Consider the following 14578-nt stretch of genomic DNA (forward strand, 5'->3'; position numbering starts at 1 on the left):
TAAGGAACATCATGTCCAAGCGCATCGACGTCAAAGACCTGAACGTGTACTACGGCAATTTCCTGGCCGTGGAAGACGTCAGCATCAACATCGAGGCCAAGTCCGTCACGGCGTTCATCGGCCCCTCGGGCTGCGGCAAGTCCACCTTCCTGCGCACGCTCAACCGCATGCACGAGGTGCTGCCCGGCGCGCGGGTGGAGGGTGAGGTGCTGCTCGACGGCGACAACCTGTACGGACCCGGCGTGGATCCGGTTACGGTGCGGTCCCAGATCGGCATGGTGTTCCAGCGGCCCAACCCGTTCCCCACCATGTCCATCCGGGACAACGTCCTGGCCGGCGTGAAACTGAACAACCAGAAGATTTCCAAGGGCGAGGCCGATGCCCTGGTGGAGCGCTCGCTCCGCGGCGCCAACCTCTGGAACGAGGTCAAGGACCGGCTGGAGAAGCCGGGTTCGGGACTGTCCGGCGGCCAGCAGCAGCGCCTCTGCATCGCGCGCGCCATTGCCGTGGAGCCGCAGGTGATCCTCATGGATGAGCCGTGTTCCGCCCTGGACCCGATCTCCACCCTGGCCGTTGAGGACCTTATTAACGAGCTCAAGGACCAGTACACCGTGGTGATCGTGACCCACAACATGCAGCAGGCGGCCCGCGTCTCGGACAAGACGGCGTTCTTTAACATCGCCGGCACCGGCAAGCCGGGCAAGCTCATCGAGTTCGCCGAAACCAGCACCATCTTCAACAACCCGAGCCAGAAGGCCACCGAGGACTACGTTTCCGGCCGCTTCGGATAATCCCCACCGGCTCCCAGCCTTCGCAAGCTCAGGCCGGGGCCCTCGCCGGCGTGGGCCCAACCGGCTCCCAGCCTTCGCAAGCTCAGGCCGGGGCCCTCGCCGGCGTGGGCCCAACCGGCTCCCAGCCTTCGCAAGCTCAGGCCGGGGCCCTCGCCGGCGTGGGCCCAACCGGCTCCCAGCCTTCGCAAGCTCAGGCTGCAATCAGCGGGGAGAGTGCCAGTTCCAGGACGAAGGCGCCCGCGGCGGTGGCTGCCGGCGTCAGGACCCACAGGGACAGGATCCGGGTGACCAGCTTGCGGTGGCTGGTGGCAAACTGCTGGTTTTCCCCAGCGCCGAGCACGGCGGACGTGACCGTGTGGGTGGTGGATACGGGCCAGTGCAGCCCGATGGCGCCAATAAACAGCAGGAGCGCACTGAAGCCCTGGGCCACCACGCCACGCAGCGGATCGATCCGCGTGAGCCGGTAGCCAATGGTGTGCGAGATGCGCCAGCCGCCGAACAGCGTTCCCACCGTGATCATGACCGCGGACAGCAGCGCCACCCACATTGGAAGCGAGCCGCCGTCGGAATAGCCGGCGGCCAGCAGCGCCAGGATGAGCACTGCGCTGACCCGCTGGCCGTCCTGCAGCCCGTGGCCAAAGGCCACGGCCCCGGCGGCGATGGACTGGGCCGCCCGGAACCGCTTGTTGACGACGCTCGGCTGGGTGTAGCGCGCAGCCCAGGTGACGGGAAACACCAGCAGGTAGGCGGCGATGAAGGCTATAACAGGCGAGAGGGCCAGCGGGAGGACCACCTGAAAGAGGAGTGACTGGTCCACCCCGCGCACCGAGTTGCCGCCCACCACCGCGCTGGCGGTACCGGCGCCCGCCAGTCCACCCACCAGGGCATGCGTGGAGGAGGAGGGAACGCCCCGCCACCACAGGAAAATGCCCCAGGCGCACGCGCTGGCGAGGCCGGCGGCGATGATGGTCAGGCCGCTGTTCCCGGGAGGGAGGGCCACCCAGTTCTGGCTGATGGCCACGGCCAGTCCGGCGCTGAGAAGGGAACCGATGAGGTTGAAAAGGGCGGCCAGCAGGACGGCGATGGTGGGCGTCAAGGCTCGCGTGCGCACGGCCAGGGCAACGGACGTGGACACATCCCGGAAGCCGTTGATGAAGGCAAACGCCGCGGTAAGGAGAACCACCAGGGCGAAGATGAACAGCGTCACCCTCAGGATTCCTTGACGATGATGCTGCCCACCTGGGTGGCGATCCGGCGCATGTCCTTGGTGACGTCGACCAGCTGGTTGGCGATGTCCCGGTTGCGGGCATACTGGGCCGATTTCATTTCCTTGAGCATGTCCGCGACCCAGACGCGGTGCGTGCGTTCGGCCCGCTTGGCCAGGCGAAGGACCTCGATCCAGTAGTCCTCAAGGTCGTCCAGGTTGTTCAGCCGGCGCATGGCGTCAGCCGTCAGCTCAGCCTGGCGGCTGATGATTTCCAGCTGGTCGGCCGCGCGCTTCGGCAGCCGGTCCAGGTTGTAGAGCGCCACCAGCTCGGCGGCGGCGTCCAGCTTTTCTATGGCTTCATTCAGGCTCTGCGAGAGGGCATACATGTCCTCGCGTGGGAGTGGATTCACAAAGCTGGTGCGCATGTGCGTCAGGAGAGCGAAGTGCAGCTCGGCCGACTTCGCCTCGTGGTTGTGCATGTCCTCCACCAGCCGGTGGTGTTCGGTGGCCGGCGCGCCGAGGATTTCCGCCATGGTGGCGCTGGCAAAAACGATCTGCCGGGCCAGCTGCGAAAGAAGGATCAGGCCTGCGGGCTCCTGGGGAAAAAGGCGCAGCTTCATGAGTACCGGTCTCCGGAGGATCGTCAGGGCGGGACGCCGCGGGAGGTTTGACTTGACGTCGGAGCCGCAGCTAGTCAGTACTTTACCGGCAGCTGGATGAGGGCATAAAAATGGTGCCGAACCGGATACGCCTCTCGGCGGTAGGCCGCTCTAGGCGGCTAAATGTTGAAGCCCGGGGGTTTCGCGGTTCGGCACCTATTTCAGTCTTCTACTTTGGCTAAGCCAAGTCAACATTGACAGATCGGGCCTGATGGGTCAGTCAAGCTCACCCAGCCGCCAGGCGTTGGCGGCATGTTCCAGGTCCTCTGCGGTCTTCACGAGCAAGTGGGAGTTGCGTGTCAGCTTGCGCGCGTGGCTCTCGTTGGAATGCTCCGCGCCGTCCGCGAGCGTGGCCTGGCCGAGCGCCACAACCCGGCAAAAAGCGGCAGAGCGCTCCAGCGCAACGTCGAACTCGCCGTCGAAGGCCCCGGACAGGATCGCGTCCGCCATGATCTTCATTTCGTCGGCGCCCGGCGGCTCGGCCGCGCCAGCCACCACATTGGAGACCTGGGCGGTGTCCTTGCCCGCCTTGAAATAAACGGAGATACGCTCGGGATCCTGCACTGTTGCTGCGCGGAGGGCGTACAGCCGCCACAGCGCACCGGGCAGCGAACGTGCCGGGCTTTCAGCCCACATCTCCGCTATCGCCTCAAGGCCCTGCTCATCGGCCAGCTTGACCAGCCGTTTGGTGATGACGGGATCATCGCTGTCCCGCCCGTGGCGCACCAGGGCCTGGGCGGCCAGGTGCGCAGCTTCCGAGACGCGCGCCGGATCGGCGCCGCCCGCGAAAGGTTCGAAATCAATGGGCGCAAAAGGCTTCGGTTTGTGGTGCCGCTCCGCCCCGCCCGGGCCGCTGGTTCCTGCGTTCTGGCTCATGGTCCCACGCTACTCCTGCAGGGAACCGGAATCGAGCGGCTGTATCAGTGCCCGCACTTTTGGAAACGGACCCACCGGCAGCCCGAAACCCTTGCTGCCTCCCGGCAAAGACACGTTCGACGGCGGCGGCGGGGCGCCGTGCTGAAGTCGCCACCGTCTGGGGTACAGTATTAAACGTTCAGAAATGGACTGGAACTGTTTCGCGTTTGCAGGCCTTGCGGCCCGCATTCCAGCAGGCAGTTTGGGCCTTTAGCTCAGTTGGTAGAGCATCGGACTTTTAATCCGTGGGTCGTGGGTTCGATCCCCACAGGGCCCACTCTTTTAGCGAAGAGTGGAAAATCCCCGGCTTCCTGGCAACAGGAAGCCGGGGATTTTTTATTTGCGGAATTATCGGAAAACGGCGCAATAGGACAAACGGCGGCTAACTCGCTGCCGGCAGGGTGTCCTCCGCGGCCACAATGCCTTGACGCTCCCGTACTGGGCAGCCCAGCCTGCCCGTTTCCGCTTCCGGGTTGGCGCCGTGCGTGCCGGCCTCCGCTTCCACGCCTGCCGTCACGTCCAGCCCAAACAGTGTTTCAAGGGCAGCGGTGTACTCGTCATGCCGGCCGGCTGCCGCCAGCTCGCGCCCCCGCGCGGTTGGCACATGCAGGAGCTGCCGCACCACCCGCCGCAGGGCGAATTCCACCGCTTCCGCCGTGGCCGTGCAGCCGTGCTGGTTCTTCACCCGCGCCACTTCACCAGCCAGTACCGACTGCATGTGTCCGCGCAGCGCCACGATCGCCGGATCCAGAAGCCGCGCCTGCCGGTCCTCCTCAAACCTCAGGGCGGCCTGCCGGACAAGCTCACCGGCCTGCCGGACGACGTCGGTATGTTCACGCGGCGAGGCCAGCCGCACATGCTCCAGCGTGATGAGGTCAAGCCCGGGCAGTTCGCCTACTTCGGGCTCAAAGTCCCGGCTGAGGGCGAGATCGACGACGACGAGCGGGGCACCAGCGCCCTGCCGGAAGGTCCGGAAGTCCTCGGACCCGAGCCTGGGGCCGCGGCCGCTGCAGCCGATCATCACATCCGCTCCGCGGACGGCAGCGGGGAAACCCTCGGAGGTCAGGCCGGTGGCGCCCCGCGCTGACGCAAATTCTTCGGCCCGTCCGGACCAGGAAAACACGGAGACCGCGGTGCATCCCCTTGCCGCCAGGAGGGCCAGGGTGGAGCCGGCGTAGGCGCCGGTGCCGATGACCACCACGGACAGTCCCCAGAGGTCCTGGCCTCCGAGCTTGGAGCGGGCTCCCAGCTTGGATGAGGCCACGTCCAGGGCAACGGACACCATGGAGCGGCCAGCCTCACCCAGAGCCGTCAGCGAGCCAACTTCGCGGGCGGCCCGGGATGCTGCCTGAAAAAGCCGGACCAGTGCTCCGCTGGCCGTCCCCGCCTCCTGGGCGGAGGCCAGCGAGCGGCGCAGTTGGCCGGCGATTTCGCGTTCGCCCACCACTGCCGAATCAAGGCCGGCGCCCACCGAAAAGAGATGCTCGGTCATGGCGGTGCCCGTCAGGCAGTCAAGTGCCCGGTCGAGTTCGTAAGGGGAAACACCCGAACATGTGCTGATGACATGCAGCACGCGCTTTCTGGTGATGTCCGCATCCGCGGCCGGAGCAACGTCGCAATACACCTCAAACCGGTTGCACGTGGCGAGCACAACTGCTCCTGCCACGCCGTCCACGTCCGCAATAACGTCCGAAGTAATACGGACGGGTCCCGAACCGAGCCGGGCCAGGAACTCCAGGCCGGATCCCCGGCCCTCCGCGTCGCCAGCCGGTCCGGGACCCCCGTCTCCGGACCGGGGAATGGAACCCCGGTCCGGTGTGCGGGCATGATGGGAAACCACAAGAGCAAACTGCCGTTCTGACGGGGGTAATCCTTCTATGGACCCCCCTGCACCCTGCAACAATTCGGCCCCCTTCCGCCGCAACGTTCCCCACCCTGTCCTGCCGCGGCCACTTGGTAACCGCCCCGGGTGGTGGCACCGCGCGGCCACCGTTTTCCGGACCGGTCCCGCAGGTGGCCGCCGCTTAGAGGACACCGCCGGTTGTCGCCGGGGCCAGGCGCCGTTGCCTGGCCCCAGAGCCAAGAGACCTTGCAGAAAGGGTGGGGCACCCACCTTGGGAAATTCTTGACGGGCGGGGCGGCCTGCATTCTGCAACGATGTAGCTGAGAGAGATGTAGCTGAGAGATATACCCGGGCGAAAAGTCTGCCGTGAAAGGGGCTTTGCATGGCCGTGACAATGAACGATGTTGCCCGCGCGGCCGGAGTTTCCCTGAAAACCGTGTCGAACGTGCTCAATAACTATGAGTTCATCAGGCCGGCCACCCGGCAGAAAGTGCTGGACGCCATTGCCGAGCTCGGGTACGAGGCCAACCTGACGGCACGGAGCCTGAGGTCCGGAAAATCCCGCATGCTGGGCCTGGTGGTGTCCGACCTCTCCGTGCCATATTACGCAGAGCTCGCTTCCCGGCTTATGACGGTGGCCGCCGCCCGGGACTACCGCGTCCTGGTGGAGCAGTCCGCGGCGACCAGGGCCAACGAGCTCACTGCCCTGCAGGGATCCCTCAGCCAGCTGACGGACGGCTTACTGTTCACGCCGCTGGTGCTCGACGCGGACGCCATGGCCGCCGCCCGCCGCGGTACCAAGCCCCTCGTGATGCTGGGCGAGCACATCGACGACCCGCGGTTCGACCAGGTCACCATGAAGAATGTTGGCGCGGCCAAGGCCATGACGGCCCACCTGCTCGCGGGAGGCCGGCGTCGTATTGCGGTGATCGGTGCTTCCCCTGGGGACCGTGCCGGTTCGCCCGGCCTTCGGCTGGCCGGATACCGGGCGGCGCTGGCCGCGGCGGGAGTCGACTTTGATCCGGCCCTGATTGTGCCGGCGGAATGGCGCCGTGACGGGGGCGCATCCGCGGTGGCCAGGCTGCTCGAGGGCGGCCAGCCGTTCGACGCCGTCTTTGGACTGAATGACGCCCTGGCCCTGGGTGCGATGCACGAACTGGTGCTCCGCGGGATCAGGGTGCCCGAGGACGCAGCCGTGGCAGGGTTCGACGACATCGATGAGGCGCGGTTCTCGTCCCCGTCGCTGACCACTGTTGCTCCCGGCATGAACGAGATCGCCGAGCGGTGCGTGCAGCTGCTGATCGACCGGATCGAGGGGAGCGAGAAGGCCGCTTCGGGCGTGCATGTGGAAGCAGAATTTGAACTGAGGATCCGTGGCTCGGCCCCCGCAGCCCGGGTTTCGCAGTTGCCGCAAACGGGTACCTCACCTACACCGACACCGACACCGGCAGCGGAAGGAAAGGTGGACCCATGATTGCCCTGCTCATCATCGACATGCAGAACGCGTATTTCGAAGCGCCGGAACTGGCAGCCCAGCGGGAGCGGCTGGTCACCTCCTGCAACAGACTGCTGGAGGGCTTCACCTCCAGCGGACACAAAGCGCTGCTGGTTGGCACCGAGCACGAGCGGGACAAGTCAACGTGGACGCTGAGCATGCTGGATGACGACCAGGGCTTCATTTTCCGCGGCAGCAAGCAGGCGGAGGCTGTGCCCGGCCTCGCCACCGACGGCCTGCCGCAGCTGAGCAAGACGCGGGACAGCGCCTTTATTGGCACCAACCTGCTGTCCCGGCTGCGGAACTGGGGCGCCGACGAAGTGGTGCTGGCCGGGGTTTCCACGCACAACTGCATCGCCCAGACTGGAGCGGACGCTTTCGCCCACAACATCCGGGTTACATACGCGGAGGACGCCATGGCGTCGGAGGACAACCAGGATGCCACGGACATGCTGCGCATCCTGTCCACCACGTACCGCCAGCCAGTACAGTCGAGCGATGAGATCCTCGCCCGGCTCAGCGGCGGGCTTAGCGGAGGCCGTTGAGGGCCGCTCCGGCCGCTCCTGAGCCGGATCTGCACTCTTGAAACGTGGTGGAAACGAACGGGGCCTAGTCTGGGTCCCACGCCGACCCGCAGGCCGTTGAAGGGATCCTCATGCATCTGCTGCCTCGTGAGCAGGAAAAGCTCATGATCGTGGTCGCCGCCGACCTCGCCCGCAGGCGCCAGGGGCGCGGGCTCAAACTGAACTACCCGGAAGCCGTGGCTATCATCAGCTATGAGCTGATCGAGGGTGCCCGGGACGGCCGCACCGTGGCCGAGCTTATGAGTTACGGCACCACCCTGCTCAGCCGCGACGACGTCATGGAGGGCGTGCCGGAGATGATCCACGATGTCCAGATCGAGGCCACCTTTCCTGATGGCACCAAGCTCGTCACCGTCCACAATCCCATCCGATAGGGGCGCCATGATTCCCGGAGAGTATGTCCTGCGTCCTGAACCGCTGGTGATTAACGCGGGCCGCGAGGCGGTCGACGTCGTTGTTCTCAACACCGGTGACCGTCCCGTGCAGGTGGGCTCGCACTACCACTTCGCGGAGGCGAACCCGGCGCTGGAATTCGACCGCGACGCCGCCTATGGGCGGCGCCTGGACATTCCCGCCGGCACCGCAGCACGGTTCGAACCGGGCGACGGAAAGACTGTCCGGCTGATCAGGCTGGCCGGCGGCCGGGAGGTCTACGGCCTGAGTAACGCGGTGAACGGCAGCCTCGGCCACGGCGCTGGCCAGGGCGGCACTGACCGGGACGGGGGAGACCGATGAGCTTTGAATTGTCCCGCAGGCAGTACGCGGACCTTTACGGCCCGACAACGGGCGACGCCATCCGTCTCGCCGACACCGATCTGTTCCTCGAGATCGAAAAGGACCTCACGAACTACGGCGAGGAAGTGGTCTTCGGCGGCGGCAAGGTCATCCGGGACGGCATGGGCCAGAACGGCCAGGCCACGCGCGACGGTGTCGGTTCCGGCGGCGGTGTGCCGGACACCGTCATCACCAACGTGGTGGTGCTGGACTATACCGGCATTTACAAGGCGGACGTCGCACTGAAGGACGGCCACATCTTTCGGATCGGCAAGGCCGGAAACCCGCAGATTGCCGACGGCGTGGACATCGTCATCGGCGCCAGCACAGAGATCATCTCTGGGGAACGCAAGATCCTTACCGCCGGGGGAGTGGACACGCACATCCACTTCATTTCCGCGGACCAGGTGGCCACGGCGCTCTGCAGCGGGGTGACCACCATGGTCGGCGGCGGCACCGGACCGGCTGAAGGCACCAAGGCCACCACCGTCACCCCCGGCAAATGGCACATCCACCGCATGCTGCAGGCCGCCGAGGGTTTTCCCGTCAACATCGGTCTGCTCGGCAAAGGGCACGCTTCCGCCGTCGAGCCGCTGGCCGAGCAGATCCGTGCTGGAGCGGTGGGCCTGAAGGTCCACGAGGACTGGGGTTCCACCACATCCTCGATCGACACCTCGCTGAAGGTGGCGGACGAGTATGACATCCAGGTGGCCATCCACACGGACACGCTGAACGAGTGCGGCTTCGTGGAGGACACCATCCGGGCCATCGACGGGCGTGTCATCCACACGTTCCACACCGAGGGCGCCGGGGGAGGGCACGCGCCGGACATCATCAAGATCGCCGGCCTGCCGAACGTGCTTCCCGCCTCCACGAATCCCACGCTGCCCTACACACGGAACACCATCGAAGAGCACCTGGACATGCTCATGGTGTGCCACCACCTCAATCCGGACATCCCTGAGGACGTGGCCTTCGCCGATTCCCGGATCCGTGCCGAGACCATCGCGGCGGAGGACGTCCTGCAGGACATGGGGATCTTCGCCATCACGTCGTCTGACTCCCAGGCCATGGGGCGCGTGGGCGAGGTGATCACCCGCACCTGGCAAGTGGCGGACAAGATGAAGAAGCAGCGCGGCGTCCTGAAGGACCCTGCCGGTGGTGCCCACGGTGCAGCATCTGGCTCAGGACAGGACAGCGACAACTTCCGGCTGAAGCGTTATGTGGCGAAGTACACCATCAACCCGGCGATCGCCCAGGGCATGGCTGATTCCATTGGCTCCGTGGAGGAGGGCAAGTTCGCCGACCTGGTGCTCTGGGATCCGGCATTCTTCGGCGTGAAGCCCGAGCTGGTCCTCAAGGGAGGCCAGATTGCCTACGCCCTGATGGGCGACGCCAACGCCTCCATCCCCACACCCCAGCCGCGCACCATGCGACCCATGTTCGGCGCCCACGGCAAGGCCCTGCAACAGTCGTCCATCACCTTCCTCTCCCAGGCGGCCATTGACGCCGGTGTGCCGGAGGAGCTGGGCCTGGAGAAGGTCATCCGGCCGGTCTCCGGCATCCGGACCCTGACCAAGGCGGACCTGAGGTACAACGACGCCACGCCGGACATCCAGGTGGACCCGGAAACCTACGCGGTGACTGTGGACGGAGAAGACGTCACCTGCGAACCGTCGGACGTACTGCCCATGGCGCAGCGGTACTTCCTCTTCTAGGAGTTTCAGATGATCATCGAGAAAGTCCTCGGCAACCTGCACGACCAGCCAGCCGAGTTTTACTCCGGCCTGCACCGGGAGAAGGTGGTGCTGCCCAGTGCCCAGCTCGTTAAGCGGATCCAGCGCGTCACCACCGACCACGGCAATGAGATTGGCATCCGGCTTCCTGCCGGATCGGCCGACCTCCGCGACGGCGACGTGCTGCACGTGGCCGAAACCAACATGGTCGTGGTCTCAGTGCTGCCCACCGATGTCCTGGTGATCGCACCACGGACCATCCACGAGATGGGGATTGTGGCCCACTCCCTCGGCAACCGGCACCTGCAGGCGCAGTTTTTCGACGCGTCGTCCGAGTACGGCGCCGAGGTCATGGTGTGCCAGTACGACCACACCGTCGAGGACTATCTCAAACACGTCGGAGTGCCCTACCACCGCCAGGAACGCGTCATGCCAGTGCCTTTCCGCCATGCTGAACACGCGCACTAACCGTTGTCGCGTCTGGCGGCGAGGGCGGTCGGCTTGGGAGGCCGCTCCGGAATTTGGGCCGTGCCAGCTTCGCGATGCCCTCCACACCGCGGCCAAAAATTCCGGAGCGGCTGTTTGGCACCTCACCGCCGGGGGCCAACAGTGACGTCTTACCAGCTCTCTTTGCAGCAGTTGTGTGATTCCTCGCTTCCTACTGGGGCGTTTGCTCACTCGTTGGGGTTTGAAACCTACATCGAGCGGGGGGTGGTGCGGGATGAGGAGTCATTTGACCGGTGGTTGGGGGCGTTCCTTTCACAGCAGCTGACTTATTCGGATGCCTTGGCTATCCGGTTTTTGTATGAGGGTGTTCCTGTGGTTGAGCTCGATGAGTTGCTCTCCGCGCAGCTTTTGCCGCGGCAGGTTCGGGAGGCCAGCGTCAAGATGGGGAACCGGATGCTCGAAATCGGCACCGAAGTGTTTCCCTCGCCGGAATTGTCGGCGTACCGGGCGCTGGTGAGCGGGGGCCGGGCCGCCGGCCATCAGCCGCTGGCGTTCGCCGTCGTCGCCCGTTCGCTGGGGGTTCCGCCGGCTGCGGCGATCGCCGCGTACCTTTTCGCCACCGTCACGTCACTGACACAGAACGCCGTCCGGGCCATCCCGCTCGGGCAGAGTGCCGGCCAGCGGGTGCTGCGGAACGCGCACGACGCCGTTGCTGCCGCCGTCGAGCGGGCGGCCTGCCTGACGCCGGACGACTTCGGGGCCGTCAGCCCCGGACTGGAGATTTCGCAGATGAGGCACGAGCGCCAACGTGCCCGCATGTTCATGAGCTAGCAGGAGGACAGCATGACTGAACCCATCAAGATCGGCATCGGCGGCCCCGTCGGCGCCGGAAAGACCCAGCTCGTGGAACGGCTCACGCGCCACATGAGCACGGAGATCTCCATGGCCGCCATCACCAACGACATCTACACGATCGAGGACGCCAAGATCCTGGCCGCCAACGGAATCCTGCCGGAGGACCGCATCATCGGCGTCGAAACCGGCGGCTGCCCGCACACCGCCATCCGCGAGGACACGTCCATGAACACCGCGGCCATCGAGGAGCTCAAGCAGCGGCACCCGGACCTGCAGGTGATCTTCGTGGAGTCCGGCGGCGACAACCTCTCGGCCACCTTCAGCCCGGAGCTGGTGGACTTCTCGATCTATATCATCGACGTTGCGCAGGGCGAGAAGATCCCGCGGAAGGCCGGCCAGGGCATGATCAAGTCCGACCTCTTCATCATCAACAAGACAGACCTCGCCCCGCACGTCGGCGCAGACCTCGCCGTCATGGAACGCGACTCCAAGGAATTCCGCGGTGCCAAGCCGTTCTGTTTCACGAACCTCAAAACGGACGAAGGCCTGGAGCACGTCATCGAATGGATCCGGCGCGATGTCCTGATGCTCGACCTGGCGCAGTGAGCACGACGGCGGCAGTGCCACCAGCGGCTTCACCGGCCGCTTCTGCGGCCGGGTCGCCTCACGGGGTGCTTGAGCTCGTCATCAGCGAACGTGGAGGGCGTTCCATTGCGTCCCGGCAATTTCATCAAGGCGCCTTGCGCGTGTTGCGCCCGCACTATCTGGATGAGTCCGGCCAGGTTTGCTACGTCGTCGTCAATCCTGGCGGGGCGTATTTGGGGGCCGATCTTTACGTCGTTGACGTGGAGGTGGGGGACGGGGCTGACCTGCTGCTCACCACGCAGTCCGCGACGAAAATCTACCGGACTCCGGCATCATTTGCCGAGCAGCGGATGACCGTCCGGCTGGGGGAGGGGTCGCGGCTGGAGCTGGCGCCGGACCAGGTGATCGCCTACCGAGAGGCCAGCTACCGGCAGAACACGTACATCACGGTGCGGCCAACGTCGAGCCTGGTAATGGCTGAGGTGATCACGCCGGGATGGTCCCCGGACGGTGCCTCCTTCCGGTACGAGGAGCTGCGGCTCCGCAACGAGATCCACGTCGAGACGGACGGCGGCACCCGGCTGCTCGCCCTGGACAATCTGCTGATCCGCCCGCCGATCGACGACGTCACCGGCACGGGCTTCATGGAGGGTTATAGCCACCTGGGTTCGCTGGTGGTGGTGGACGCCCGGGTGGACCAGGCGCTAGCCGATGATCTGCACCAACTGGCCGAAGAGTTCGACGCCTACACAGGGGTCTCGCTCAGTGCCACAATGGACGGCATCACGGCACTGGTGCTCCGGTCCCTGTCGAACAGCACCGAAAAACTCAATACGCTACTGGGTGGCTGCAGTGGCCTTCTCCGTCAACGCTGGTACGGCCAGGCGCCCCTGAACCTGAGGAAGTACTGATGACTACCTTGACCCAGTTCGCCGCCATGTACCGCGAGCGGGAGCAGTTGCCGCTCCGGACGCGCATACTGGCCACCTTTTCCGCGGTGGGCATCCTGCACCTCGCAGCCGTCGTGCTCCTCGTTGCCGGCACTGCGGCGTCGGGGCAGCCGCTGGCGCTCGGACTGGTGCTTACGGCATACCTGGCCGGCATCAAGCACAGCTACGACTGGGACCACATCGCCGCAATCGACAACTCCACCCGGAAGTTCGTGGCGCAGAGGCAGGATCCCACCAGTGTGGGATTCGCCTTCAGCCTGGGGCACAGTTCGGTGGTGATCCTGGCCGGGGCCCTGGTGGTCTCCGGGGTGTCGCTGGTGGGCAGGTTCATGACCGAGGGCAGCACCGGAAACCTCGTCCTTGGGCTAATTGGCAGCGGGGTTTCCGGTTTGTTCCTGCTGGCCATGGGGCTCTTCAACGGGTCGGCGTTTCTCGGTGCCGCCCGGTCCTACCGCAGGGTCCGCGGCGGCGGAACGGTGCTGCCGGAGGAGCTGGAAGCCAAGGGCTTTGTGGCCCGCCTTCTGGCCCGGCCGCTGTCAAAGGTGCGGCGGCCCAGGAATGTGTACGTGATCGGCTTCCTGTTCGGGCTCGGTTTTGATACCGCCACCACCATTGGGCTCCTGGTGATGACGGCGGCGGCCTCCTTGGCGGGCGTTTCGCCGGCCGCGCTACTGGCACTTCCGCTCGCGTTCACCGCCGCCATGACCCTGTGTGACACCACGAACGGCGTTGCCATGATGCGGATGTACAACTCGGCCATCCACGATCCCTTGCGCAAACTTGGGTTCAACGCCGTCATTACCGGGCTATCGGCCCTCTCCGCGCTTTTCGTTGCCGTGATAACCCTCGTCGGCTTTTTCAACGCGGCGTTCGGGCTGAAGGACCCGCTCACCGCCTGGCTGGGTGCCATCGATCTGGGCGATGCCGGGCTGCTGCTGGTGGCTGCGTTCCTGGCGCTGTGGGGTGCGGCGTCGTTGCGCGGGCGCCGGAGGGCCCGCGCCTAAGCGCCCACCTTCGCCCGAAGCCCGCCCAGCCTCTTCCTAGCCGACAAGCTTCGCCCGAAGCCCGCCGATGACCACGTCCAGGCCGAAGTCGAAGGCGTGCCCGCCCCGTTCCTCCGCTGGCCCGGCATTGCCGAGCGCGCGCTTCAGCGTGGGATAGCCCTCCGCAGGCGGGTCCCACACCACTTCCGGTGCCGCGAGGTCCAGGGCCGCGCCGAGGGCGAAGCTGTCGATGGTGGAGATGGCGGCCACGACGTCACGCCCGCGGAATCCCGCGCCCTCCAGGGCCAGGGCCAGGTCCTCGTAGAGACCGATGACCGCCGGGTCCGTGATGGACTGCAGCACCAGCAGCGGAGCCAGCCGCGGATGGCGGGCAAAGGCGTCCCGGTACGCGCGGATCAGGACGCGAAGGGCGGCCTCCCAGTCGCTGTGGTCCACGGGAGTGTACGGCTCCTCGGTGATGATCCGGTGGCGCAGCAGTTCCAGGATCTCGTCCCGGCCGCTGACGTGGTTGTAGATGGAGGACTGGCTCACGCCGATCTTTTTGGCCAGCTTCGGCAAGCTGAAGTCGCCGCTCTCATCGACCAGTTCCAGCGCGGCCGTGGTCAGGGCCCCCACGGATATCAGCGGGAGGAGCGGGCGCCCCATGGAATCTCCTGTCTGCAGCATTGGAACATCGGAACCCAGCCTAGTCTCCGGCTCCTGAGGTGACCGCTTCAAACAAACCTGTTGTGCT

At 65.8% G+C, this 14578-nt stretch carries 16 protein-coding genes and 1 tRNA gene; 12 read left to right on the plus strand and 5 right to left on the minus strand.

What is annotated here, in order from left to right; genetic code table 11:
- The first annotated feature begins 11 nt into the window (after window positions 1–11).
- The gene (pstB, locus tag J7I85_RS23325; RefSeq protein WP_003799400.1) at window positions 12–791 is read left to right on the plus strand and encodes a phosphate ABC transporter ATP-binding protein PstB; all 780 of its coding nucleotides are present in this window, start codon (window positions 12–14) and stop codon (window positions 789–791) included.
- Window positions 792–981: 190 nt separating this feature from the next.
- Here pstB and J7I85_RS23330 read toward each other — a convergent pair whose 3' ends face one another.
- From J7I85_RS23330 to J7I85_RS23340, 3 genes are all read right to left on the minus strand, one after another.
- Window positions 982–1998 (minus strand): inorganic phosphate transporter, encoded by a 1017-nt coding sequence (locus J7I85_RS23330; RefSeq protein WP_214857909.1) that lies wholly within the window; start codon window positions 1996–1998, stop codon window positions 982–984.
- 2 nt (window positions 1999–2000) lie between these two features.
- Window positions 2001–2618 (minus strand): DUF47 domain-containing protein, encoded by a 618-nt coding sequence (locus J7I85_RS23335; RefSeq protein ID WP_214857911.1) that lies wholly within the window; start codon window positions 2616–2618, stop codon window positions 2001–2003.
- 255 nt (window positions 2619–2873) lie between these two features.
- The gene (locus tag J7I85_RS23340; RefSeq protein ID WP_214857913.1) at window positions 2874–3533 is read right to left on the minus strand and encodes a hypothetical protein; all 660 of its coding nucleotides are present in this window, start codon (window positions 3531–3533) and stop codon (window positions 2874–2876) included.
- Window positions 3534–3776: 243 nt separating this feature from the next.
- Between J7I85_RS23340 and J7I85_RS23345 the strand changes: the two genes are divergently transcribed.
- Window positions 3777–3849: transfer RNA gene (locus J7I85_RS23345), tRNA-Lys, on the plus strand.
- A 105-nt stretch (window positions 3850–3954) separates the two neighbouring features.
- On the opposite strand, the gene J7I85_RS23350 is transcribed toward J7I85_RS23345, so the two are convergent.
- Complete coding sequence (locus tag J7I85_RS23350; protein ID WP_251024763.1) at window positions 3955–5310, minus strand: glutamyl-tRNA reductase; 1356 nt, start codon at window positions 5308–5310, stop codon at window positions 3955–3957.
- 487 nt (window positions 5311–5797) lie between these two features.
- Here J7I85_RS23350 and J7I85_RS23355 point away from each other — a divergent pair, with 487 nt between their 5' ends.
- The 10 genes from J7I85_RS23355 (at window position 5798) to J7I85_RS23400 (ending at window position 13845) form a co-directional block, all read left to right on the plus strand.
- Window positions 5798–6889: a LacI family DNA-binding transcriptional regulator gene (locus tag J7I85_RS23355; RefSeq protein WP_251024755.1), complete on the plus strand. Its 1092-nt coding sequence runs from the start codon at window positions 5798–5800 to the stop codon at window positions 6887–6889.
- A complete protein-coding gene (locus J7I85_RS23360; RefSeq protein WP_214857916.1) occupies window positions 6886–7455 on the plus strand; it encodes a cysteine hydrolase family protein in 570 nt (189 codons plus the stop codon). Before J7I85_RS23355 ends, J7I85_RS23360 begins: the two co-directional genes overlap by 4 nt.
- A gap of 110 nt (window positions 7456–7565) precedes the next feature.
- Window positions 7566–7868, plus strand: a complete 303-nt coding sequence (locus J7I85_RS23365; RefSeq protein WP_214857918.1) for an urease subunit gamma — start codon at window positions 7566–7568, stop codon at window positions 7866–7868.
- Between the two features lie 7 nt (window positions 7869–7875).
- Window positions 7876–8229: an urease subunit beta gene (locus J7I85_RS23370; protein WP_214857933.1), complete on the plus strand. Its 354-nt coding sequence runs from the start codon at window positions 7876–7878 to the stop codon at window positions 8227–8229.
- Complete coding sequence (ureC, locus tag J7I85_RS23375) at window positions 8226–9986, plus strand: urease subunit alpha (RefSeq protein ID WP_214857935.1); 1761 nt, start codon at window positions 8226–8228, stop codon at window positions 9984–9986. The genes J7I85_RS23370 and ureC overlap by 4 nt, the downstream gene beginning before the upstream one ends.
- A gap of 9 nt (window positions 9987–9995) precedes the next feature.
- Window positions 9996–10472 (plus strand): urease accessory protein UreE, encoded by a 477-nt coding sequence (ureE, locus tag J7I85_RS23380; RefSeq protein WP_214857937.1) that lies wholly within the window; start codon window positions 9996–9998, stop codon window positions 10470–10472.
- Between the two features lie 141 nt (window positions 10473–10613).
- On the plus strand, window positions 10614–11282 hold the full coding sequence (locus J7I85_RS23385) for an urease accessory protein UreF (RefSeq protein WP_214857940.1): 669 nt from the start codon (window positions 10614–10616) through the stop codon (window positions 11280–11282).
- Between the two features lie 12 nt (window positions 11283–11294).
- The gene (gene ureG / locus J7I85_RS23390) at window positions 11295–11912 is read left to right on the plus strand and encodes an urease accessory protein UreG (protein ID WP_214857942.1); all 618 of its coding nucleotides are present in this window, start codon (window positions 11295–11297) and stop codon (window positions 11910–11912) included.
- Between the two features lie 104 nt (window positions 11913–12016).
- Window positions 12017–12802, plus strand: a complete 786-nt coding sequence (locus tag J7I85_RS23395; RefSeq protein ID WP_214857994.1) for an urease accessory protein UreD — start codon at window positions 12017–12019, stop codon at window positions 12800–12802.
- Complete coding sequence (locus tag J7I85_RS23400; protein WP_214857944.1) at window positions 12802–13845, plus strand: HoxN/HupN/NixA family nickel/cobalt transporter; 1044 nt, start codon at window positions 12802–12804, stop codon at window positions 13843–13845. Before J7I85_RS23395 ends, J7I85_RS23400 begins: the two co-directional genes overlap by 1 nt.
- A gap of 36 nt (window positions 13846–13881) precedes the next feature.
- Here the strand turns inward: J7I85_RS23400 and J7I85_RS23405 are convergent, their stop codons facing one another.
- Entirely contained in the window at window positions 13882–14490 is a 609-nt protein-coding gene (locus J7I85_RS23405) for a TetR/AcrR family transcriptional regulator (protein WP_214857946.1), read from the minus strand.
- Between the last annotated feature and the right edge of the window lie 88 nt (window positions 14491–14578).

It is taken from the genome of Arthrobacter sp. ISL-65 (genome assembly GCF_018613795.1).
In the GTDB taxonomy this organism is placed as follows: Bacteria; Actinomycetota; Actinomycetes; order Actinomycetales; family Micrococcaceae; genus Arthrobacter.